We start from the raw sequence: 21,804 nt of genomic DNA, 5'->3' as shown, positions 1-21,804 counted from the left end.
ATGCCTTGTTTGTACTGAGTGCATTGACCAATCTGTACCTGGCGCGGCGACGATTGCGATGCCCGACATAGGATTGGTGCGCCTGATAAACCGCAACGGCGCACAAAACGGCTAGAAAACGGCCCATATTGAGCCGAATACTGCCTGCAAACGCTCCTTATGATGAAAAACACAAACATATTGAATCGGCCGTGCTGGTTTGCATCACTTATTCAGACGTTCCATAGGTTCTAGAACCTCCGGTAAGCGGTATCCGCTCACGGGTGGCCGGAGGCTCGCGCTACGGTGGAAAAGGGCGGATTGATACGGGCGGGGGTTCCCGGGTTTCCCACGTTCACGAAGGAAGGGCTCAGACCGTCTCCTGGAGGTCGTACGCCTCGAGTGCTTCATGCAGCGTCAGCCAGCGCTGCTCGGCGGTCGCGATATCGCGTTCAAGCTGCGCCTGGGTCATCAGGGTTCTTTTCAGCGCGTCCTTGCTGTTCTCGCCATACAGATCGGGGTCGGCGAGGAGTTTTTCGAGCTCTTTTTTCTCGTGGCTCAGGCGTTCCAGATCACGCTCGAGCTTGTGAATTTCATTGAGCAGGGGTTTGCGTCGCTGACGCAGCTCGGCGGCGTCGCGACGCAGAGCTTTGCGGTTTGTTGCACTGTTGTCTCCGGTTGCCTCTGCCGTTCGCGGAGCTTCGATTTTGGCCTGCTCGGTGGTCACCCAACGGCGGTAGTCCTCGAGATCGCCGTCGAACGGATGGGCGTTGCCCGAGTGTACAAGAACAAACTCGTCGGTGGTGGCGCGCAGCAGATGACGATCGTGCGAGACCAGAACCAGTGCTCCCTGGTAGTTCTGGAGTGCGCGATTGAGCGCGTGGCGCATCTCCAGATCCAGGTGATTGGTTGGTTCGTCGAGCAACAGCAGATTGGGCGCCTGCCAGGCGATCAGCGCCAAGACCAGGCGCGCCTTTTCCCCGCCTGAGAACGTGCCGCACGGCTCGGTGAGCCGATCACCGCGGAAGTCGAAGCCACCCAGATAGTCGCGCAGCGACTGCTCGCTCTGATCGGGTGCGATACGTTGCAGCGCTCGGAAGGGGCTCTCGTCGGCCGGCAGTTGTTCCAGTTGATGTTGTGCGAAGTAACCGACACGCAGCTTTTTCGCCGGCAGCACCTCGCCACTCAGAGGCTGCAGATCGCCGGCCAGCAACTTGACCAAGGTCGATTTGCCGGCGCCGTTGCGCCCCAGCAAGCCGAGCCGCTGCCCGGGTTGCAGGGTGAGATTCAAGTCTCTGATCACCGGTGCTTCAGGTCGATAACCGACGCTGGCATGCTCGATTTTCAACAACGGGGAAGGGAGTTCCCCCGATTCGCGAAACGCAAAATGAAACGGCGAGTCGATATGCGCCGCTTCGATACGCTCGAGGCGCTCCAGGGTTTTGAGTCGACTCTGCGCCTGGCGCGCCTTCGTGGCCTTGGCGCGAAACCGATCGACGAACGTCTGAATGTGTTTGATCTCGCGCTGTTGTTTCTCGTACAGCGCCTGGTGTTGCATGAGCTGTTCGCAGCGCTGCCGTTCAAATTCGGAGTAGTTGCCCTTGTAGAGACGCAGACGCTGCGCTTCGATGTGCACCACGTGGGTCACGATGCGATCCAGAAAATCCCGATCGTGGGAAATGAGCAGCAGGGTTCCGGAGTAGCTGTTGAGCCAATCCTCGAGCCAGATTACGGCATCGAGATCCAGATGATTGGTCGGTTCATCGAGCAGCAGGAGATCCGAAGGACACATCAACGCCTGAGCAAGATTCAGTCGCATGCGCCAGCCGCCTGAGAAATCCTTCACCGGGCGCTGCAAATCCGGCTGTGCAAAACCTAAACCGTTCAGCAGCCGCGCTGCGCGGGCCTGTGCCGTATAACCTCCCAGCACTTCATAGTCGTGATGGAGGTGCGCGAGAAGCTCGCCGTCGTTGGCGCGCTCCGCGGCCAGCAGTGCCGTTTCAGTTTTCCGCAGCACGCTGTCGCCATCGATGACGTACTCGAGCGCGCCGCGCGCAAGGGCCGGCGTTTCCTGCGCAACATGTGCGATACGCACGTCGGCTGGCAGCGTGCAGTCACCGCGATCGGCGTGCAATTCACCACGGATCAGGGCCAGGAGACTCGATTTCCCGGTACCGTTGCGACCCGTTATCCCGATCTTCTGACCGGCATAGAGCGTCAGGTTGACCGCTTCGAACAGGCAGCGCGGCCCGCGATAGAGAGCGATGTCAGAGAGTGTCAGCATAAGGTGGGCGACAAGCGCAGCGCTCGACTGTCAAAACGGCATTGAGAGTGGGCTGTCAGTCGCGGAAGTTGATGTACTGCAGCGGCAGCTCGAGTTTTGCGCCGCGTAGCAGCGTAATCACCTCCTGCAGGTCATCACGCTTCTTGCCGGTGACGCGCACCTGTTCGCCCTGTATCTGGGCCTGGACCTTAAGCTTGGAATCCTTGATCAGCTTGACGATCTTGCGGGCGAGGTCCTTGTCGACACCCTGGCGCACCTTGACGAGTTGCCGCGCCTCCTTTCCGCTCATGACGATCTCGCCCATTTCCAGGCAGCCCAGATCGATTCCGCGCGCAGCCAGTTTTTTCTGCAATACATCATCCACCTGCTTCACCTGAAACTCGGCGTCGGCGATCAGCGTCAGCTCAAAAGCGTTGCGATCCACCCGGGCGCTGCTGCCCTTGAAGTCGAAACGGTTGCCGATTTCGCGATTGGCCTGGTCAATCGCGTTGGTCAATTCGTGCTCGTCGATCTCCGATACGACATCGAATGAGGGCATGCCGATGGTTCTCCTGTGCGGTTTGCGGGCTTGGGATTTTACGCAGGGCAGGGGGGTTTTGCGAGGCGTGTTTCCCTATGGCCAAGCACCTGAATAACGGCTATCTGGAAATGTCCGGCTGGAAAAATGGAAGAATCGATTACGGTTTTGTGACAAAGATCAACAATAGTCGAGTGAATTATTCGATAATTGAGTTGCTGGATCAGTAATTTAGGGCTAGCCTCTTCCGGTAAGTTGAGATAAACCTTGCCCAACTTAGGGGAAATAAAGGCTTTTTCCTTGGCGTGGCAGGGAGGTTTGTAAGCTAGGAGAGCACCGATTCGCTAAGAGGAATGCCCGCCCGTTACACCAGAAAGGGGTTCGGCATGATCAGTTTCATCATCGTTACCGGCTGCATCGGTTTCGGCATCTTTATAGGCATGGTGTTGTCGGCGGCATTTTCGACCGACACCGGGCAGCAGGTGCCGCAGATCGCACAGGTGCTTCCTACCAAGCAGTGTTACGAATGCCATCGTTACAGTGAGAGGCTCGATAGAGCCGTTTGATAGTTTCAGTTCTGCCCTCCTCCTCATGCCGGTGAAACAAGCCGGCATCTTTCTGCGCCATTCCTTAAGGAACCTCTGATCAGGTCGTGTTCAGTGATTCTGTTGCCCGGAAGCGGCGATTTCGATGTTGAAAAGCTTGGCAATAGCGGGTTATTAGCTGCACTTTCCGCCTTGAACTTGCCGCTTCTGAACAACACTCTCCTCTAAACAGGCTTAATCAGAGCTTCCCTAAGCTATTTCTCGCACATCACCCGCGCGGTGTCGTTACCGACGGTGCCATTGGCGTAGCGTGAATAGCGCTCGATGTAGAACTCGACCGGGTTGGCCAACTCGCTGACCGCCGGAAGGTCCGCCATCTTCTTCAGCCAGAGCCCGTGTTGGCGGCACGATGGCGGGATTGCGAATGCCCGATAATGAGCCAGTACGCAGAAGCGCTCAAAAAAGGGATAGAAGGCGAAATCCACCAGGCCGGGTTGCGTGCCCATCCAATAGGGCTGCGCATGGGCCAGGCCTTGCGTCTCCATGTATAGAAGCGTCTGAGTGAGTCGCTCGGAAAGGTTGTCCTGCTCTTCTCCAGCCTGAGCCAGCAGCAGCTTGTAGTACAGGGGTACGAACTGGTTGTTGGCGTAATCGATCCAGATGCGAGCCCGAGCGCGCTCGCCAGGTGTAGCCGGCATCAGCGCGGGCGTGGGAAAACGCTCTTCCAGGTACTCGTTGATTATGGTCGATTCCCAAATGAGGTTCCCCTCGTGGGCCAGTAATGGCACTTTGCCAGAGGGCGAGATTTCACGAAAGTCGGCAGGAGGATTGTCGAGGTCGATCTCGTTGATCTCGAAGTCGAGACCCTTGGTCCTCAACACCAAACGGGTACGCTGGGCAAAGGGGCAAACCTGCGCACTGTAGAGTTGTAGCGGTTTCGCGGTGAGGCGCATGGCGGCAAGTAATCGTTAAGCAGGTGCACTAAAGATTAGCAAATGGGGCTTGGTATACTGCATCCTCATCGATTTGAGATCTGCTAAAGAGGGGCGCGACGTGGCACTGATGGGTTTGGATTGGGTAACAGGCGTGGTGTTGCTGCTGGGCGGCGCGCTGCTGGGCGGGTTTCTGGTCCGCATCTTTGGCGCCGAAAGTGGGCGCGAGAAGCAGCTGCAGCAGGAGTTGGAGAAGACCAGGAAGGAATTCAGCGATTACAAGGGCGAGGTTGCCGACCATTTCCGCGATACGGCGGAAGCGGTCAATGCGATGACCGAGAGCTACCGCCAGGTCTATGACAAGCTGCGCGTGGGTGCGTCGCGGTTGTGCGGCGAGGGTGGGCAACTGCTCGATCTGAAGCCGGCTCCGTTGCTTGAAGAGGGCGACCCTGAATCCACGACCGAAACTCCCGAGGCCGGTTCGCGCGAGGGTGATCCAGGCTTGGAGCAGGTCGATGAGAACGCCGCGGGCACGGCTGGGGAGGCTACCACGGTAACCGCCCCCGAGGAGCGCCAACCTGCTGAATCTGAAGAGGCTCCCGAGGTCTCCGCCGACACCGAGAGCGAGCAGCCGGCGCCGGAAGAACCGCGCGCCCCCCTCGACTATGCGGCTGAGAGCGAGGAGGAAGATCGCGACAAGACGCTGCACTGAGACCGTTCCACCCGTGGACACCACAACGCTTCAGGCCTTCGTAGGACGTGAATGGGACACCGGGATCACGCCCCGGTTGATGGACTACATCCGCATTCCCAACAAGTCGCCCCATTTCGATCCCCGTTGGGAGGAGAACGGTCACATGGAGGCCGCTGTGCAGCTGGCCGCCGATTGGTGTCGCAGCCAACCCATCGCCGGCATGCAGGTGGAGGTGGCGCGGCTCGAGGGGCGTACCCCGCTGTTGCTGGTGGAGGTGCCCGGCAGGGCTGACGGCTGTGTGCTGCTCTACGGGCATCTCGACAAACAACCGGAGATGGGCGAATGGCGGGAGGATCTTGGTCCTTGGCTGCCGGTACTGGAGGGCGATCGACTTTACGGGCGAGGCGGTGCCGATGATGGCTATGCCGTCTTCGCCTCGCTGCTGGCGATTCGCGCGTTGCGTGAGCAGGGCATCCCCCATGCCCGTTGCGTACTGCTCATCGAGTGCTGCGAGGAGAGCGGCAGTTACGATCTTCCCCATTACATTACGGCGCTAAGTGAGCGTCTCGGGCAGCCGGATCTGGTGATCTGCCTCGATTCGGGCTGCGGCAACTACGACCAGCTTTGGCTCACCACGTCGCTGCGTGGCGCCGTTTCGGGCGATCTCAGTGTGAGTATCCTGCGCGAGGGGGTCCACTCGGGCGACGCCAGTGGCATCGTGCCTTCCAGTTTTCGCATCGCGAGGCGACTTTTGAGCCGTCTGGAAGACGAAGCGTCGGGCGACATCCTCCCCGAATTCTGCCGCGTGCCCATCCCGGCGCCGCGTCGGCAACAGGCGCAGCACGCCGCCGAAGTGTTGGGCAGTTCGATCTTCGAGCGCTTTCCCTTCGAAACCGGCGCGCTGCCGCTCAGCGAGGATCCTGCCGAGCTGATCCTTAATCGCACCTGGCGGCCCGCGCTGTCGGTGACCGGGGCTGACGGGCTTCCCGCGCTGGTCTCGGCGGGTAACACGCTGCGTCCTTACACAGCGCTGCGTCTGTCGCTGCGTCTGCCGCCGCGTGTTGACGCTGCGGAGGTGCTGGAGCGCCTCGGGTCGCTGCTGCTCGACCAGGTGCCCTACCGCGCCAGGGTCAGTTTCGAGCCTGGCATGGTCGCGGACGGCTGGGAGGCGCCGGAGCTGGCGCCCTGGTTGGAAGAATCGTTGCAGCAGGCCTCCCAGGCCTGCTTCGGCAAGGAAGCGGTGTACATGGGCGAGGGTGGCACCATCCCCTTCATGGCCATGTTGGGCGAGCGGTTCCCCGCTGCCCAGTTCGTTATCACCGGTGTGCTGGGCCCCCAGGCCAACGCCCACGGCCCCAACGAGTTTCTGCATATTCCCACCGCCAAACGACTTACCTGTTGCGTGGCGCGGTTGATTGCGGATCACGCCAATCAAAGCCCTGATGCTGCGCAGTGATGGGCAGCAATCGGAGCGTGGGTTGAACTATCCGGCGCCACTTTCCAGCTTCTCTTTCTCGCGCCAGTATTGGTCATAGCCGACGCCGTAGCGATCCATGCACTCCTGCTGTTGCGAAGCGGGCAATTTAAGGCACTCGTTTCTGCTGCCGGCCTTGAAGCCCCCATATAGCCGCCGGTTGCTGCACGCGATTGTAGAAGTCGCGCAATCGACAAGCGCTAGTAGCACTGTCTGCCTAATTCCTGGTCTCTTCTGGCGCATACGCTAGCGCGATAGTCAGCCGCAGCGAGTGCGGATTCAGAACAATCCCCTCACCAGGGACGTTTCGCGCATCCGGCGTTTTCGTCCATCAATGCCGATATATCACGCCAATAGCCTATCGTGCGCAATCCAAAAAGTAACAAGCTAACGTGCCTGACAGGCGCGCATCCAACGCTGATCGACGCGATTGCTGTCGGCCGCTGTGATGGGCACAAGCCGTGCCTGTACGCAGCCGCTCGGGCAGACATCGTTGTGGTTGAAGTCCAGGGTCTCGCTGATCAGTTCGAGGCCGGTGCGCCCTCCGTAGATTCGCGTGCGCTGGTCGAGCGTGCGCCCGGCCGGCGTTCGCACCCGAAGTATCACATCGAGCGTGGTGGTATTGCGTTCACCGGGCCAGTCGTAAACCAAGGTGACACGCCCTTGAGTCTGCTCGCTGGTCTCTGTGCACCAAGTATCGAACGGAACCGAGTAAACACTCAGGCTACCGCGCTGGACCCGGTTGCGAGGTTTGGCTGCCTGCTCTATCGCCCGCTTCTGCTTCTTGGGCATGGCTTCTTTCTGTAAATCTCGCTTGAGATTGGGATTGATGGTGTTCGGCCCGATCTTGCTGGGCGGGATGGCGATCTGCGCCATGGTGCTGCAGGCAAATAAGCTCATCGCGATTGCGGTTGTAAACTGCTTGATGTTCATGGCCACCTCCATGGTTTGACTGAACAGGGCGCTAACACTCAATCGGTTGATTCCGACAGGCCCGATTGCTACTTTTCCTGCTGAGTAGTCCCTGAGTGAGATCGAGACAACTCGACACGACGATATGAACAGCTAGGGGTCTGCATGTTGGGTCGGCTACGCGATCTCATCGGTTCAACGGATCCTGGGCGATGCTTGCCTGAAGCCGAACTACTGCACCCTTGCCACGGCGACCACGTAGTTCTTGCCATAATGTTTGGGCACTTGGGGCAGGTGGTGTAGAAGCAGCGGGTCTTTTCCATCCGCTTCCCCTGACCATGAACAAGCTCCTCCATCTGCTTCTCCTATTTGGGTACATCCCTGTAAGGGCCTTCGAAAACCTTGGTCAGAAAGTCGCCGCTCAGGCGGACCATCTCCTGGCCGGGCACCTCCTTGGTTGGTGTTTACCCTTCCAGGCCGAGGGGTCGGGCGAAAGCACGATGAGCTGATCGGTGCTGTGCGCGCCGGCCTGCTCGATGGCGGCAAAGGTCTTGGGAAATACCGAGCCCATGTTGAGGGGGATATGAAACGGGCAGCGGTTGCTGGCCTCGACGAATAATTTGTCCTTGAAATGCAATTCCTGAGCGTCCCAATCCTCATGCTTGAAGCGCGGGCAACAGCCGGTGGGGTTATCGCCGGCATCGTATTTGGGTAGCGCATTGATTTTCATTTGCCCGCTCCGTCTGGTCCGTCAGGGTGCCAGTGGTGATCCGTTGGTTGCGCGTAGTGCGCGCTGCCATCCGCCCGACAGCACGTAGCGGGGGAAGGTCACCCACTGTTCCGCGAAGATGCGCGCCAGGGCATTGCCCGGCCCGGTGAAAGGTTTGGGCGGGACCCGCTCCAGCGCGTGTCCTCGGCCCTGCAGCGCCATGGCCAGGCCCATAATCACCAGAGCGGCAACACCGATCAACACCGAGGCTTTGGTGAGAGCAACGATTACGCCGATATTACCCGCCAAAAACAACGGAACAGCGAAGATGTGGGTTAGTAGATTCGCCCGATTGCGGTGATTCTCGGGGTACGTCTTCCATTGCCATGCCATCAGTTCGCTGAGATTCATAAAGGATTCCATTTGGGTGACGTAAACACCGACCACAAATGCTCGGCCCCGCATCAGCCTGCTGGTAATCGAAATATAGACTATAGGGATCTCGATCCTGCCCCGCCCCTAAGGGGAAAGATCCGTAAGCTGTCCCGCCAGGATGCTATTGTCAGATACGGGAAGGTTGGTGAATCCTACACCGACCGCTACGTGCTGAAACCGATGAATCGATTACCGCAGTCTGCGCTGTCATTCAGTGCCTATGTCCTTGGATTGGTGCTGCTGGTCATGGCTCTCTCCGCCTGCACGCGCAGCGATGAGGAAACCGCTATTCAGGAACTGATCGCCTCAGGCGTGAAGTATGCAGAGGCTCATGACCTGGGTGGCGTGCTGGACTTGTCGACCGATGATTTCCTGGCCGAACCAGGCAACTACCCGCGCAACGAGGCAAAGCGCTTTCTATTTGTGGGCATGAAGCGCTACGGGAATTTTCGTATCCATCATCCGCGGCCATCGATCACGTTGGCCGAGAACAGGCGGCAGGCCAGCGCAACCCTGCACTTTCTGATCGTCAATAAAGAGCAACTCTTCCCTGCGTTGGAAACGCTGCGCGACGATCCGGTAGGGTGGTTGGCTGTGGTCGACGCCAATGCCGATCTGTTTACGCTGGCAATGGAGTTGCGTGTTGAGAGCGGCGACTGGCGGGTCTCCCGGGCAAAGCTGACGCGTTTCGCCGGACTGCAAGCCAACTGAAGCCAACGCACGAGCAAAAAATCATAGGGGCATCCCATGAAACCCTTGGATGACATCACTGTCATCGCGCTGGAACACGCCATCGCCGCGCCGTTGGCGACGCGTCATCTCGCCGACCTGGGTGCGCGGGTGATCAAGATCGAACGGCCGGGGTCGGGCGACTTTGCACGCCGCTACGACGAGCGGGTGCGGGGGCTCTGTTCGCATTTCGTCTGGACCAATCGCTCCAAGGAGAGCCTGACGCTGGACGTGAAGACAGCGCGGGGACGTGAGGTGTTGCTGCGTTTGCTGGAGCGCGCCGATGTGTTCATGCAGAACCTGGCGCCGGGGGCGGCCGAGCGCTTGGGGCTGACGGCGGCGGCGCTGCGCGAACGGCATCCGCGACTCATCGTCTGCGATATCTCCGGCTACGGACCCGACGGCCCCTATCGCGACAAGAAGGCCTACGACCTGATGATTCAGGCGGAGGCGGGACTCCTCTCGGTCACCGGCACGGCGGGTGCGCCGGCCAAGGCGGGCATCTCCGTCGCCGATATCGCCGCAGGGATGTACGCCTACTCGGGCATCCTCGCCGCGCTACGGCTGCGGGATCGCGCCGGGGAGGGGAGTCATGTCGAGGTGTCGATGCTGGAGGCGCTCGCTGAGTGGATGGGCTTTCCGCTCTATTACGCCAGCGACGGCGCCGATCCACCGCCGCGCAGCGGGGCGGAGCATGCAACCATCTTTCCCTACGGTCCCTTTCGTACCGGCGACGACGAACAGGTGCTGCTCAGCGTGCAGAACGAGCGCGAGTGGGCGTGCTTTTGCCACGATGTGCTGCGACGTCCGGAACTGGCTCGGGATGTGCGTTTCGCAGGCAATTCGTTGCGCAATACCCATCGCGACGAGCTGCGGGGGATCATCGAGGAGGTATTCATGTCGCTGGAGCCGCAGGCGGTCGTACAACGCCTGGACGCCGCGGGCATTGCCAATGCGCGGGTGAATGCCATGGGGGAGGTGTGGAATCACCCGCAACTGTCAGCCCGCCATCGTTGGCGTGAGGTGCAGAGCCCCGTCGGGGCGCTACCCGCTTTATTGCCTCCCGCCGGCAACAGCGCGTTCGATCCGCGCATGGATGCGATTCCGGCGTTGGGCGAGCATACGGAATCGATATTGGCGGAGCTGGGGTACTCGCGGTCGGAGGTGGAGGCGTTGCGCAAAGCGGGTGTGGTTTGAGGGGGTATTAGTCGGGCTACGCTGCGCTGACCCGACCTGCAACGGCTCGCAAGGTAAGAGGTTATGCTGCGCTGACCCGGTCTGCCGGGGCCGGGGGGTTCGCAGGAGGTGTCTGGATGGCGCGGCGAACGGGTGACAACCATAATCTCGCGAATCTTGGTTTTGCCTTCTACCCTCAGGGGGTAACTCTTCGTAAAGGATTTCTCCATGCGCCCGATTGTCGATGTCGCCGCCGATCTCGGCCTTGCCCCCGCCGATCTGATGACCTATGGCGAGCACATGGCCAAGGTGGGCATGAACGCGCTGCCGGCGCCCGAGGCGAATCTGGCGGGCAAGATCATACTGGTCTCGGCGATCAATCCGACACGCGCGGGCGAGGGCAAGACGACGGTGGCGGTGGGGCTGGCGCAGGGGATGAAGCGCATCGGGCGCAGGACGGCGCTGGCGCTGCGCGAGCCCTCACTGGGTCCGATCTTCGGCATGAAGGGCGGCGGCACCGGCGGCGGGCGCTGCACACTGGAGCCCTCCAGTCGCATCAACATGCACTTCACCGGCGATATGCACGCGGTGACCTCGGTGCACAACCTGTTGGCCGCGCTGGTGGACAATGCGGTGCACTCGCACAGCGAACTGGATCTGGAGCATCGCCAGGTCTTCTGGCGGCGGGTGCTGGACGTCAACGACCGCGCGCTGCGCAAGACGGTGATCGGCCTGGGCGGGCGGCTGAACGGCGTGCCGCGCGAGGACGGCTTCGATATCACCGCCGCCTCGGAGGTGATGGCGATCCTCTGTCTGCACGAGGGCATCGCCGATCTCAAAACGCGGTTGGGTAATATTCTGGTGGGATTCGACCGCGCGGGCGATCCGGTCACCGCCGAACGGCTGCAGGCCAGCGGCGCCATGGCCGCGTTGTTGCAGGATGCACGCCTGCCCAATCTGGTGCAGACCGGCGAGGGCGTGCCGGCGTTCGTCCACGGCGGTCCCTTCGGCAACATCGCTCACGGCTGCAACAGCGTGGTTGCCACCAAGGCCGCCATGGCTTGCGCCGACTACGTGGTGACCGAGGCCGGTTTCGGTTTCGATCTGGGCGCGGAGAAATTTTTCGACCTCAAATGTCGCAGCGCCAACCTGTGGCCACGCGCGGTGGTGCTGGTGGTGACGGCGCGGGCGCTGCGTATTCACGGCGGCGGCGAGTTGGGTAATGGCGGCCCGCTACACGAGATCGAGCGCGGCTTGGAACATCTCGATCATCATGTGGAGAGCGTGCGCGTCTTTGGCTTTGAGCCCGTAATCGCCATCAACCGCTTTGCCGACGATACTGACGCGGAGATGCAACTGATCGAAAAGGCGTGCCGCACGCGCGGCCTGAGCGTGGCGCGATGCACCGCATTCAGTGAAGGCGGCGCGGGGGCTGAGGAGCTGGCCCGGGCCGTTGTCGACGCCGCTGATCGCCCGGCGCACACGCCGCGTTTTCTTTACGAGCTGGAGCAGACGCCGGAGGAGAAGATCGCCGCCGTGGCGCACACCATCTACGGTGCCGCCGGTCTCGAGATCAGCCGCCTGGCGCGCAAGGATCTGGAGCAGGTCGCGGGTCTCGGTTACGACAAGCTGCCGGTCTGTATCGCCAAGACCCACCTGTCGCTGTCGGGCGACCCGACCCGGCACGGCAAGCCACGGGATTTTCTGCTGCCGGTCGAATCGGTGCGCATCTCGGCTGGCGCGGGCTATCTGCTGGCGCTGACCGGCGATATCGTCACCATGCCGGGACTGCCGAAACAGCCGGCCGCGCATCATATCGATCTCTCCGCAGAGGGGGAGGTGGTGGGGATTTAGTGCGGATGCCGCCAACCCTACTGGCGGCGCGCTCGAGAGCTTTCCAGGGAGCCTGGCACGGTTTTCTCCCTCTCCCTGGCTGGGAGAGGGTTGGGGTGGGGGTGATGGTGTTTCTCGCAACGCCAATCTGCACTAAGATAGTCCCCGCTGCACAGCCGCCCCGTACAATCTGGCAGGATCCGATTTCCGTAAACGTCATGACACCCAAAGCCCTCCACTGGATCTACATCGCCGTTGGCTGGTTGTGCACCGGCCTGGGGATAGTGGGCGCGTTTTTACCGGTCATGCCCACCACCCCGTTCCTGCTGGTCGCCCTGTGGGCCTTCAGCAAGAGTTCGCCGCGTCTTCAGCAATGGCTCTTCGACCATCCGCGCTATGGAGAGACGCTGCGCGATTGGCACGAGTACGGCGCCATTCGCCGCGGTATCAAGGTGGTCGCCATCACCGCCATGGCGGCGAGTGTCGTGATGGTCTACTGGATGACCGACAACGCCATTGCCATCTCGGTGCACGCCACGGTGGTGACCCTCACGGCGCTGTTCATCCTGTCCCGCCCGTCGGCCGCTCCCGAGGCGGGTTGAAAACCCGCGATTCCCGATAGTGCCGCCGGGTTGCCCGCCGCCCGAACCCCCGGCAAATCGTGCTACCCACCTGAGAATAGAGATCACGTCTCGTACGGGATATGGCGCTCCGAAGTAGTGAAACTACGCTTCGAATAGAATAAGAAGAGGCGGATCGACCGGCGACAGCAAGCGCGGGGAGGGGGGTGGTGTATCCCAGTCCACTGAAGGTGTTATTCCAGTTCTTTGTCCATGATCGGCCATGGCCTTTCCAATGGCGAGTGGGGGTTCTACCAAGACAGACAAAGGGGACTTTTCATGCACCGTTCGTCAAGCGTCCAGAAGATGGCATTCCCCCGTTAACAGGCTGCTCGTCGTCCACGAGTGATTTACAGCGTACCCACTGGCGGGGAATCAGATGCGTCCCATTAAAACGTTTGCTGTGCTGGCGGTCGTCGCGATTGCCGGTTCGTTTACCGTCAATGCAGCTGATATGCAGGACACGCGGGAATTGATCCAACTTCCACCGGAGATCGAGAGCAAGATGTTGATCAATATGCGCGATCACATCGGGACTCTGGACGATGTCATTTCCGCGGTCCAGGAAGGTGCCTACGATAAAGCGGGAATGATCGCGGAATCCCGTTTGGGCTGGAGTTCTCTGGTGCGTCGTGGTGATCAGGAAGTGGCCAGCCACTGGGTTGCACCGATGCAGAGAATGGCGGACGCCATGTATCGGACTGCCAGTGATTTCGTGATCGTAGCGCAGAACGCATCGGTGGAAGACAACAAGGGGGGTTACAAAAAAATGTTGGGAGTGTTGAACGGCGTCACCTCCGCGTGCCGCGGCTGCCACGAGGCGTTTCGCGTACGCTGATCGCACCCAGCGGGCACCTGTCGCAACGGCGGGTGCAGGCATGCAGAGCGAATCACTAATCAGGCCGGATCCAGAGTACCCCAAAGACTGCGGATCAGGGCGCGGTCCGCCGGGAATGACCCGCGGAACGAGGCTTGGTTGGTGATTGTCTTGGTAAATCCTGCTCCACCCGCTAGCGGATTCTTCATCCGCGTCATCGCGTTGTTTCCATCGCGGCTTCGAACAGGTCGGTGAAATTGTGTCGCAATGCGCTTTGTGCCTGTGCGATGATCCCGCCCTCTGGTTTGCGTCAAACAAGCACCCGATGTCCGAACTGCTGCCCCGCCTGTTCCCCATCCTTGCCCTGTTTGCATTCGGCGTGTTGGCGCGCCGTCGCAGCTGGTTCGACGAGGTGGACGCGCGTCGCATGCTGACCATCGTGCTGTGGTTCGCCATGCCGGCGCTGATCCTGGGTACGGTGACGACACTGCCCCTGCAGGCCGATCTGATGTTTCTGCCCCTGGCGGGTGCGTTGATTCTGGTGCTCTCCTGGCCGGTGGCCGTGTTCCTGGGCAAGCGACTCGCACTGCCTGCGCCGGCCCTCGGCGTGTTCGTCATTTCGCCGATGGTGATGAATCTGGCGGCCGAGTATCCCTTTGTGCTGGCGGTGTGGGGGACAGAGGGTTTCGGGCGGTTTGCCCTGTTCGATCTCGGCAACTCGCTGGTGGTCTTCACGCTGACCTATACCCTGGCCTGTATCTATGGCGGTCGCGCGGGCGATATCCGCGGCATCGGCAAGCGCCTGGCTTCGTTTCCACCGTTGTGGGCCCTGGCCATTGCGTTGCTGATGAATCGTTGGGATATCGCGATGCCGGCTGGACTCGCGAGCATCCTGAACACCTCCGGCAGCGCCGCGGTGCTGTTGATCATGATTTCGCTGGGTATCCATTTTCGCCCCCGCCTGTCGTTGCCGCTGCCGGCGGTGCTGGCCATCGCGCTGCGGGTGGTGCTGGGATCGGGCATTGCGCTGTTACTGGTGGTGCTGTTTGATCTGCAGGGCCTGGATCGTCTGCTGGTACTGATGGGTGCCCTGGCGCCGGTGGGATTCAATGTACTGGTTTTCGCCGCGCGCGAAGGGCTGGATACCGAACTGGCAGCCACCATCGTGTCGATGAACCTGTTGCTGGCTTTCATCTACTTGCCGATCTTCCTCTACATAGTCGTTTAGCGGCGGATTCGCCTCGGCTGGCGGCGAACGTTACAATCACTGGCCCGTTGCGACACGCTGTAGACCGGATAATCCCCCATGACCCACGACCGTACCGCCCAACTCACCGAGCTGCTCCGCGAGCGCATCCTGCTGCTGGATGGCGCCACCGGCACCATGATCCAGGGCTACGCGCTCGGCGAGTCGGACTATCGCGGCGTGCGCTTTGCCGCGCACGAGAGCGAGCTGAAAGGCAACAACGACCTGCTGGTGCTGACCCGTCCCGAAATTGTGCGCGAGATCCACGATGCCTACCTGGATGCCGGTGCCGACATCATCGAGACCAACACCTTCAATGCCACGACGATTTCGCAGGCTGACTATGGCCTGCAGGAGGTGGTGCATGAACTGAATCGCGAGGCGGCGCGCATCGCCCGCGAAGCCGCGGCGGCGGCGACGGCCAAGACCCCCGACAAACCGCGTTTCGTTGCCGGCGTTCTGGGCCCTACATCGCGCACCGCGTCGATCTCGCCCGACGTCAATGACCCCGGTTACCGCAACGTCGATTTCGATACGCTGGTAACCGCCTATCGCGAGGCCGGCGCGGGCCTGATGGACGGTGGTGCCGATCTGCTGCTGATCGAAACCATCTTCGACACCCTCAACGCCAAGGCCGCGGTCTACGCGCTGGAGGAACTCTTCGCCGAGCGTGGTGCACGCTTGCCGGTGATGATCTCCGGCACCATCACCGATGCCAGCGGCCGTACCCTGTCGGGGCAGACAGTGGCGGCGTTCTGGAGTTCGCTGGCTCATGCGCGACCGATCAGTTTCGGACTCAACTGCGCGTTGGGCCCCGAGGAGCTGCGCGAGCATGTGGAAGAACTTTCCGGCATCGCGTCGTGTTTCGTCAGCGCGCACCCCAACGCGGGGCTGCCCAATGAATTCGGCGGTTACGATCTCACGCCCGAACAGATGGCCGCGCACATCGGCGAGTGGGCGGCGAGCGGCTATCTCAATATCGTCGGCGGTTGCTGCGGTACGACACCGGAACATATCCGCGCCATGGCCGCGGTGGTAGCGGACAAAGCAGTGCGCACGATTCCCGAACTGCCTCCCGAGTTGCGCCTTAGCGGTCTGGAAGCGCTCAATGTTGGCGAAGGCTCGTTGTTCGTCAATGTGGGCGAGCGCGCCAATGTTACGGGGTCGGCGAAGTTCAAACGCCTGATTCTCGAAGGCGACTACGAGGCCGCCTTGAGCGTGGCGCGCGAGCAGGTGGAAGACGGCGCCCAGGTGATCGACGTCAATATGGACGAAGCGATGCTCGACGGCGAAGCGGCCATGGGGCGCTTTCTGAAACTCTGTGCCAGTGAACCCGACATTTCGCGCGTGCCGGTGATGGTCGATTCCTCCAAGTGGTCGATCATCGAAGCAGGACTGAAGTGCCTGCAGGGCAAGGGCATCGTCAACTCCATCAGCCTGAAGGAGGGCGAAGATGCGTTTTTCGCGCAAGCCGAGAAGATCCGCAGGTACGGAGCGGCGGTGATCGTGATGGCCTTCGACGAGCAGGGCCAGGCCGACACTAAAGCGCGCAAGATAGAGATCTGTCGGCGCTCTTATCAACTGCTTACTGAGCAGGTCGGTTTCGCACCCCGGGACATCATCTTCGATCCCAACATCTTTGCCATCGCCACCGGTATTGAAGAGCACAACAACTACGCCGTGGATTTCATCGAGGCGACACGCGAGATCCGGCGCTTACTGCCGGGCGTTGGCGTGTCGGGCGGTGTCTCCAACGTCTCATTCTCGTTCCGTGGCAATAATCCGGTACGCGAGGCAATCCATACCGTCTTTCTCTACCACGCCATCAAGGCCGGCATGACCATGGGCATCGTCAATGCCGGACAGCTGGGCGTTTACGACGAGCTACCCGCGGATCTGCGCGAACGTGTCGAAGATGTGGTGCTGAATCGCCGCCCCGACGCCACCGAGCGGCTGCTGGAGATTGCCGGTCAGTTCCAGGGTGACGGAGTGGTGGCCAGGAGCGAGGATCTCGCCTGGCGCGAGTGGCCGGTGTCCAGGCGACTGGAACATGCACTGGTCAAGGGCATCGACGCCTACGTGGAGCAGGACACCGAGGAGGCCCGACAGCAGACCGAACGGCCTATCGAGGTGATCGAAGGCCCGTTGATGGACGGTATGAACACCGTCGGTGATCTGTTCGGCGACGGCAAGATGTTTTTGCCCCAGGTCGTGAAGAGTGCGCGGGTGATGAAGAAGGCCGTTGCCTATCTGATCCCATACATCGAGGCGGGAAAAGAAGCGGGCGCCAGGGCCAAGGGCAAGATAGTGATGGCGACCGTGAAGGGCGACGTGCACGACATCGGCAAAAACATCGTCGGCGTGGTGCTCCAGTGCAATAACTTCGACGTCGTCGATCTCGGCGTCATGGTTCCGACCCAGCAGATTCTTGAAGCAGCACGCGCTGAAGAGGCGGACCTGATCGGTTTGTCAGGATTGATAACACCTTCGCTGGAAGAGATGGCCCATGTGGCCAGCGAGATGCAGCGCGAAGGATTCGATGTGCCTCTGCTGATTGGCGGGGCGACCACCTCGAAGGCGCACACCGCCATCAAGATCGTGCCCAAATACCAACAGCCGGTTGTGTGGGTCAAGGATGCATCACGCGCCGTGGGCGTGGCACAGAGTCTGATGAGCCGCGATCTGCGCGAGCCCTTTGTCGAGAATCTTGCCGCCGAGTACGAGCAGGTGCGCGCAGCGCACGCCGGGCGCCAGGCGCGTGCGGAGTGGCAAAGCCTGGAGGCCGCCCGCACCAATGGCGCGAAGATCGACTGGGCGGGCTACGATGCTCCAATCCCACAGCGGCCGGGTGTGACGGTATTCGAAGATTATCCTTTGGCGGAGCTGGTTGATTACATCGACTGGACACCGTTTTTTCATACCTGGGAGTTGAAAGGGAGTTACCCCAGGATCTTCGACGATACCGCCAAAGGCGAGGAGGCACGCAAGGTATTCGCTGATGCACAGGCGATGCTTGAACGTCTGGTCGCCGAGCGCTGGCTGCAGGCGCGCGCAGTGATCGGGTTTTATCCCGCCAATGCGGTGGGTGATGATGTGGAACTCTACAGCGATGAAACGCGATCCGCAGTGATCACCCGGTTCCATTTTCTGCGCCAGCAGCAGGCAAAAGCGGGCAAGCCGAATTACTCGCTGGCCGATTTCGTCGCGCCCCGGGCCAGCGGGATCGCAGATCATATGGGGCTGTTCGCGGTGACCACGGGATTGGGTATCGAGCGTAAGCTGCAGGAGTTTACCACCGCGCACGACGATTACAGCGCCATCATGCTGAAGGCGCTCGCCGATCGATTGGCCGAAGCGCTTGCCGAACGCCTGCATCAGCAGGTGCGTACCGAGTACTGGGGTTATGCCGTGGATGAAACCCTGGACAACGCGGCTCTGATCCATGAGCAGTACCGCGGCATCCGTCCCGCGCCAGGTTACCCTGCCTGTCCCGAGCACACCGAGAAGCGCACCTTGTGGTCGCTGCTGGATGTCGAGGCACGCACGGGTATCGTGCTCACCGAGCAGTGCGCAATGCAGCCAGCAGCGTCGGTGAGCGGCATCTATTTTGCGCACCCCGAGGCACGCTACTTCACCGTCGGCAAGATCAACCGCGATCAGGTGGCCGACTACGCCAAGCGTAAAGGAATGAGTCTGGCGGAGGCCGAGCGCTGGCTGGCGCCCAATCTTGGGTACGAGCCGTCGTAGAGTGTGCATTCCGACGGTGAGTGGGTTGTTCCATCTGCGTAAGGATTGTTTTTACCACGAAGTGGTTCATAAACAATCTATGAGTGAGTAAATGACAGAACCATCCTGCTATCTGAGCCTGTCCACCACGGTTGTTTAACTCATAAGTGGGATTGCGCTACCGTGAGCGTCAGTCGGTCGTTCTTTTTGTAGCGTTTAATAACTTTGTGAACCTTGGGTACTTTGCGGTCTATGGTTTTAAGCTCGATGATGTGCGGACCGAAATTGGGAGAAGGGAGATCAAGATGGCTCGATCAATGAAATGCTGCGCGCAGACCGCACTGGTTGTCGTGATGACGTTGCTCGCAGGATGCGGCGCGTTGTCCGGCGGCAAGCGATCGTCTCAGTTCGATCTGCAGATGCTGGGTTTTGAAAACGCCATACGCTGGGGAAAGTTCAAGTCGGCCGATACCTATCGCAGGCGCGAGCCGGGGCAGATGCCTGGCGACTATCCCGAGTACAAGGATGTCAAAGTCACTGCCTATGAGTTGCGGGGGGAGGTTCCAGCGGACAACGGCGACCGCATCACCCGCGTGGTAAACATCGACTACTACTGGTCATCGAATCCCGCGGTGCGCACGATCGAGCACACGCAGGTCTGGGTCTACGATGCGCAAGCTGAGCTGTGGTTTCTGGAAAGCGAATTGCCGCGGTTCAAGTGATCCGCTCTGATGCCAGGAACCTGTGTGCGGCATTCCGTTCGATGCGAATTCAATACATTGGATTGCCGTTCTTGGTTACCGCGGGAATTTCCTGAATCGCATCCCAATGCTCAATGATCTTGCCGTCCGCATCGAAGCGGAAGAAATCCATCGTTACGTACTCCCCATTGTCCGGCCAGGTCTGATGGGTATGTAAGGCGACCAGGTCCCCCTCGGCGACCGCACGCACGAACTCGATTTCCTTGTTCGGGTAGTGCGCCGCCATTTCAGTGAAATAGTCAATGAAAGCCTGCTTTCCGTCTCCTACCAGCGGATTGTGTTGAATGTAGTCGGCACCGACGTAGATTTCGACAGCCTTGGCAGGATCACCCAGATACGCAGTGCGGTAGAAGGCAATGGCGTTCTGTTTATTCGCTTCCAGCCTGTTCCGCATGATGGCTCTCCAATGAATCGACTCGTATCGGTCAACGTTTACCGGGGATAGACCACGCGGTGTCGTGTTTGGTGGTAACCGCGCTCGCACATTGTGATCCGTCAGCGATTGCAATCCGCGCGCGACGCGCGTACGACGGTGCGGGCAATCGCTGCGGTCAAAACCCATCACTGGTGTCGTTGAGTTCCGGAATCAGCTTCGGCGGCATCTGTAGAAAGTAGCCATGATCGCGGAGGTGAGCGATCACCTGGTTGACATCGACCCTGGCCAGTGGCCGATCGGGGTGGAGATCGATTTCCATCACCTTTTCCAGTCTGCCCATGGCGCGCAGCAGCGCTTCGGGCACGAGCTGCTCGTAGTCCTCCTCGCTGACGTAGAGATACATCTCTTCCTTCTTCAGGCTTTTGTAGATCCAGCAATGCGCGCTGCGCCGAGCGTCGCTCATGGCCCGGCTTCCACTCGAGGGGGGTTGGAGGTGGGAGGGGTATCGAGGTGCTCATCGAGAAACGCGTTTACGCCGTCGCGGTAGACGGTACCGCTTTGCAGAAAACCGCCGTTGTGGTCACCGGAGATGGTCAGGAAACGCTTGGGCTCATTGGCGGCGGCATAGAGCCGCTCACCGTGATGGAAGGGAATGATATCGTCGTCGCGGCTGTGCACGATCAGTACCGGGCTGTGCAGCGCCTGTAGCGCGCTGCGGGTGTCGTAGCGGATGCTCGCCAGCAGGCGCACCGGAAAGAATCGGTACTGCTCGGCACCGAAGTCGGGCACCGAAGTGAAGGTGGACTCGACGATCAGGGCCCGCGGCGGATGCTTGCGCGCGAGATTCGCGGCGATCGCGGCGCCCAGTGAACGGCCGAAAATGACAATATCGCGCGGCTCCACGCCCCGGATTTCGGTGAGGTAGCGCCAGGCCGCTTCGGCATCGCGATAGGTGCCGGCCTCGCTGGGTTTGCCGCTGCTCTCGCCGTAGCCGCGATAGTCGAAGATGAACACCGCAAGACCGAGGTCGTGAAACTGCCGGATCGAATCCAGGCGATGCGAGATGTTGCCGGCGTTGCCGTGGTGAAAGAGCAGCGTGGCGCGCGGCTTCTCGGTTGGGACGAACCAGCCGGTGAGGCGCTCGCCGTCTTCGGTGTGAAAGACGACCGCCTCGAACGCCATGCCGTGATCGCGCGGTGTGAGCGTGATCGCGCGCGAAGGAAGCTCGGGATAGTAAATCATCCTCTCCTGGGAGAAGTAGAGCAGGAGGCCAAACAGCAGATAAACGGCAAGTACCAGTGTCGCCAGAGAACCGAGTGCGGACATTACGTTACGCCTCACCGAGCCGCGTTACTCCTCACCACTTGCCGTTGGCGCTGCCATGGTTCTCAGCTCCTTGGGCGCGACGGCGCCACCGGAGATGATGAAAGTCATCGCTTCGTCCATGCTCCAATCGGTCGAGACGACGTTTTCGATTGGCACCAACTCCAGATAACCCGAAGTGGGATTGGGTGTGGTCGGGACGTAAACCGCGGCAAACTCCTTGCCGGTGCTTTGATCGGTAAGCGTGCGGGTGACGAAGCCGACCGCGTACATACCGGGTGAGGGGAATTCAATCAGCACCACGCGTTGGGCGCTCTCTGGTTCCTGGCGCAGCACCGAAAGCAGCTGTTGCGTGGAGCCATAGATTTTTTTGACCAATGGAATGCGGCGCATGATGCTATCGAAAACCCCTATCAACCGCTGCCCGATCACCCAACTGGCCAACCAGCCGAGCAGGTAGAGCCCGACGATCATCATCACGACGGCGATGGAGTTCTGAAACCAGGGTTGCAGCATCCACTCCGACAAGGTGGGCGAGGACTGGGAGAGGGCGCGTGCCGCCATGCGTACCCATGGCGTGCCGATGGAGGCGAGTTGCTTGAAGAGAAATTCGAAGACCAGCCATGTGATCCACAACGGAATTACCACCAGTATCCCGGCAAACAGGTTGTTGCGGGTGCGGGGTAGCAGGCCCTTGGCGCCGTCTTTGCTCATAA

General features: G+C 60.5%; 21 protein-coding genes and 1 pseudogene. 11 read left to right on the top strand and 11 right to left on the bottom strand.

Annotated elements, in window-relative coordinates:
- Positions 1-349 precede the first annotated feature (349 nt).
- Both DWQ09_15150 and DWQ09_15145 read right to left on the bottom strand, forming a co-directional pair.
- The gene (locus DWQ09_15150; protein ID KAA3626919.1) at positions 350-2,263 is read right to left on the bottom strand and encodes an ATP-binding cassette domain-containing protein; all 1,914 of its coding nucleotides are present in this window, start codon (positions 2,261-2,263) and stop codon (positions 350-352) included.
- Positions 2,264-2,318: 55 nt separating this feature from the next.
- Positions 2,319-2,801, bottom strand: a complete 483-nt coding sequence (locus tag DWQ09_15145; protein KAA3626918.1) for a YajQ family cyclic di-GMP-binding protein — start codon at positions 2,799-2,801, stop codon at positions 2,319-2,321.
- 332 nt (positions 2,802-3,133) lie between these two features.
- On the opposite strand from DWQ09_15145, the gene DWQ09_15140 reads away from it, so the two are divergent.
- A complete protein-coding gene (locus DWQ09_15140; protein KAA3626917.1) occupies positions 3,134-3,346 on the top strand; it encodes a hypothetical protein in 213 nt (70 codons plus the stop codon).
- A 233-nt stretch (positions 3,347-3,579) separates the two neighbouring features.
- On the opposite strand, the gene DWQ09_15135 is transcribed toward DWQ09_15140, so the two are convergent.
- A complete protein-coding gene (locus tag DWQ09_15135; GenBank protein ID KAA3626916.1) occupies positions 3,580-4,278 on the bottom strand; it encodes a glutathione S-transferase family protein in 699 nt (232 codons plus the stop codon).
- 109 nt (positions 4,279-4,387) lie between these two features.
- Here DWQ09_15135 and DWQ09_15130 point away from each other — a divergent pair, with 109 nt between their 5' ends.
- Entirely contained in the window at positions 4,388-4,969 is a 582-nt protein-coding gene (locus tag DWQ09_15130; GenBank protein ID KAA3626915.1) for a DUF1043 family protein, read from the top strand.
- Positions 4,923-6,407, top strand: coding sequence for a M20/M25/M40 family metallo-hydrolase (locus DWQ09_15125; GenBank protein KAA3626914.1), 1,485 nt, complete (start codon positions 4,923-4,925; stop codon positions 6,405-6,407). The genes DWQ09_15130 and DWQ09_15125 overlap by 47 nt, the downstream gene beginning before the upstream one ends.
- Positions 6,408-6,434: 27 nt before the next feature.
- Here the strand turns inward: DWQ09_15125 and DWQ09_15120 are convergent, their stop codons facing one another.
- The 4 genes and pseudogenes from DWQ09_15120 to DWQ09_15105 all read right to left on the bottom strand — a co-directional run bounded on the left by DWQ09_15120 (position 6,435) and on the right by DWQ09_15105 (position 8,457).
- On the bottom strand, positions 6,435-6,668 hold the full coding sequence (locus DWQ09_15120; protein ID KAA3626913.1) for a hypothetical protein: 234 nt from the start codon (positions 6,666-6,668) through the stop codon (positions 6,435-6,437).
- A 144-nt stretch (positions 6,669-6,812) separates the two neighbouring features.
- Entirely contained in the window at positions 6,813-7,370 is a 558-nt protein-coding gene (locus DWQ09_15115) for a hypothetical protein (protein KAA3626912.1), read from the bottom strand.
- 198 nt (positions 7,371-7,568) lie between these two features.
- Positions 7,569-8,067 (bottom strand): annotated as a pseudogene (locus DWQ09_15110) (hypothetical protein).
- Between the two features lie 21 nt (positions 8,068-8,088).
- Positions 8,089-8,457 (bottom strand): terminase, encoded by a 369-nt coding sequence (locus DWQ09_15105; protein ID KAA3626911.1) that lies wholly within the window; start codon positions 8,455-8,457, stop codon positions 8,089-8,091.
- Between the two features lie 204 nt (positions 8,458-8,661).
- On the opposite strand from DWQ09_15105, the gene DWQ09_15100 reads away from it, so the two are divergent.
- From DWQ09_15100 to DWQ09_15065, 8 genes are all read left to right on the top strand, one after another.
- The gene (locus DWQ09_15100) at positions 8,662-9,192 is read left to right on the top strand and encodes a hypothetical protein (GenBank protein KAA3626910.1); all 531 of its coding nucleotides are present in this window, start codon (positions 8,662-8,664) and stop codon (positions 9,190-9,192) included.
- Positions 9,193-9,228: 36 nt separating this feature from the next.
- On the top strand, positions 9,229-10,407 hold the full coding sequence (locus DWQ09_15095) for a CoA transferase (GenBank protein KAA3626909.1): 1,179 nt from the start codon (positions 9,229-9,231) through the stop codon (positions 10,405-10,407).
- A 207-nt stretch (positions 10,408-10,614) separates the two neighbouring features.
- Positions 10,615-12,240 (top strand): formate--tetrahydrofolate ligase, encoded by a 1,626-nt coding sequence (locus DWQ09_15090; protein KAA3626908.1) that lies wholly within the window; start codon positions 10,615-10,617, stop codon positions 12,238-12,240.
- A gap of 197 nt (positions 12,241-12,437) precedes the next feature.
- Positions 12,438-12,821: a DUF454 domain-containing protein gene (locus DWQ09_15085; GenBank protein ID KAA3626907.1), complete on the top strand. Its 384-nt coding sequence runs from the start codon at positions 12,438-12,440 to the stop codon at positions 12,819-12,821.
- 397 nt (positions 12,822-13,218) lie between these two features.
- On the top strand, positions 13,219-13,677 hold the full coding sequence (locus DWQ09_15080) for a hypothetical protein (GenBank protein KAA3626906.1): 459 nt from the start codon (positions 13,219-13,221) through the stop codon (positions 13,675-13,677).
- A gap of 304 nt (positions 13,678-13,981) precedes the next feature.
- Entirely contained in the window at positions 13,982-14,884 is a 903-nt protein-coding gene (locus DWQ09_15075) for a hypothetical protein (protein ID KAA3626905.1), read from the top strand.
- Positions 14,885-14,962: 78 nt separating this feature from the next.
- A complete protein-coding gene (locus tag DWQ09_15070) occupies positions 14,963-18,649 on the top strand; it encodes a methionine synthase (protein ID KAA3626904.1) in 3,687 nt (1,228 codons plus the stop codon).
- 296 nt (positions 18,650-18,945) lie between these two features.
- Positions 18,946-19,350: a hypothetical protein gene (locus DWQ09_15065; GenBank protein ID KAA3626903.1), complete on the top strand. Its 405-nt coding sequence runs from the start codon at positions 18,946-18,948 to the stop codon at positions 19,348-19,350.
- A 49-nt stretch (positions 19,351-19,399) separates the two neighbouring features.
- On the opposite strand, the gene DWQ09_15060 is transcribed toward DWQ09_15065, so the two are convergent.
- From DWQ09_15060 to DWQ09_15045, 4 genes are all read right to left on the bottom strand, one after another.
- Entirely contained in the window at positions 19,400-19,783 is a 384-nt protein-coding gene (locus DWQ09_15060) for a hypothetical protein (protein KAA3626902.1), read from the bottom strand.
- Between the two features lie 157 nt (positions 19,784-19,940).
- A complete protein-coding gene (locus tag DWQ09_15055; GenBank protein KAA3626901.1) occupies positions 19,941-20,228 on the bottom strand; it encodes a YcgL domain-containing protein in 288 nt (95 codons plus the stop codon).
- Positions 20,225-21,091 carry an alpha/beta hydrolase gene (locus tag DWQ09_15050; GenBank protein ID KAA3626900.1) on the bottom strand — a complete coding sequence of 289 codons (867 nt, stop codon included), beginning with the start codon at positions 21,089-21,091 and terminating at the stop codon, positions 20,225-20,227. Before DWQ09_15050 ends, DWQ09_15055 begins: the two co-directional genes overlap by 4 nt.
- 24 nt (positions 21,092-21,115) lie before the next feature.
- Positions 21,116-21,802 (bottom strand): DUF502 domain-containing protein, encoded by a 687-nt coding sequence (locus DWQ09_15045; protein KAA3626899.1) that lies wholly within the window; start codon positions 21,800-21,802, stop codon positions 21,116-21,118.
- Positions 21,803-21,804 lie beyond the last annotated feature (2 nt).

Source organism: Pseudomonadota bacterium (assembly GCA_008501635.1).
GTDB lineage: Bacteria > Pseudomonadota > Gammaproteobacteria > QQUJ01 > QQUJ01 > QQUJ01.
The sequence above is the reverse complement of the archived record's forward strand: the minus strand, read 5'-3'. Positions and strand labels throughout refer to the sequence as shown.

Coding starts and splice junctions, on each gene's coding strand:
- DWQ09_15065 (KAA3626903.1), top strand. CDS start 18,946: ATGAAATGCTGCGCGCAGACCGCACTGGTTGTCGTGATGACGTTGCTC.
- DWQ09_15130 (KAA3626915.1), top strand. CDS start 4,388: ATGGGTTTGGATTGGGTAACAGGCGTGGTGTTGCTGCTGGGCGGCGCG.
- DWQ09_15050 (KAA3626900.1), bottom strand. CDS start 21,091: ATGTCCGCACTCGGTTCTCTGGCGACACTGGTACTTGCCGTTTATCTG.
- DWQ09_15075 (KAA3626905.1), top strand. CDS start 13,982: ATGTCCGAACTGCTGCCCCGCCTGTTCCCCATCCTTGCCCTGTTTGCA.
- DWQ09_15140 (KAA3626917.1), top strand. CDS start 3,134: ATGCCCGCCCGTTACACCAGAAAGGGGTTCGGCATGATCAGTTTCATC.
- DWQ09_15085 (KAA3626907.1), top strand. CDS start 12,438: ATGACACCCAAAGCCCTCCACTGGATCTACATCGCCGTTGGCTGGTTG.
- DWQ09_15135 (KAA3626916.1), bottom strand. CDS start 4,278: ATGCGCCTCACCGCGAAACCGCTACAACTCTACAGTGCGCAGGTTTGC.
- DWQ09_15145 (KAA3626918.1), bottom strand. CDS start 2,801: ATGCCCTCATTCGATGTCGTATCGGAGATCGACGAGCACGAATTGACC.
- DWQ09_15090 (KAA3626908.1), top strand. CDS start 10,615: ATGCGCCCGATTGTCGATGTCGCCGCCGATCTCGGCCTTGCCCCCGCC.
- DWQ09_15115 (KAA3626912.1), bottom strand. CDS start 7,370: ATGGAGGTGGCCATGAACATCAAGCAGTTTACAACCGCAATCGCGATG.
- DWQ09_15100 (KAA3626910.1), top strand. CDS start 8,662: ATGAATCGATTACCGCAGTCTGCGCTGTCATTCAGTGCCTATGTCCTT.
- DWQ09_15055 (KAA3626901.1), bottom strand. CDS start 20,228: ATGAGCGACGCTCGGCGCAGCGCGCATTGCTGGATCTACAAAAGCCTG.
- DWQ09_15120 (KAA3626913.1), bottom strand. CDS start 6,668: ATGCGCCAGAAGAGACCAGGAATTAGGCAGACAGTGCTACTAGCGCTT.
- DWQ09_15060 (KAA3626902.1), bottom strand. CDS start 19,783: ATGCGGAACAGGCTGGAAGCGAATAAACAGAACGCCATTGCCTTCTAC.
- DWQ09_15070 (KAA3626904.1), top strand. CDS start 14,963: ATGACCCACGACCGTACCGCCCAACTCACCGAGCTGCTCCGCGAGCGC.
- DWQ09_15125 (KAA3626914.1), top strand. CDS start 4,923: ATGCGGCTGAGAGCGAGGAGGAAGATCGCGACAAGACGCTGCACTGAG.
- DWQ09_15080 (KAA3626906.1), top strand. CDS start 13,219: ATGCGTCCCATTAAAACGTTTGCTGTGCTGGCGGTCGTCGCGATTGCC.
- DWQ09_15105 (KAA3626911.1), bottom strand. CDS start 8,457: ATGAATCTCAGCGAACTGATGGCATGGCAATGGAAGACGTACCCCGAG.
- DWQ09_15150 (KAA3626919.1), bottom strand. CDS start 2,263: ATGCTGACACTCTCTGACATCGCTCTCTATCGCGGGCCGCGCTGCCTG.
- DWQ09_15045 (KAA3626899.1), bottom strand. CDS start 21,802: ATGAGCAAAGACGGCGCCAAGGGCCTGCTACCCCGCACCCGCAACAAC.
- DWQ09_15095 (KAA3626909.1), top strand. CDS start 9,229: ATGAAACCCTTGGATGACATCACTGTCATCGCGCTGGAACACGCCATC.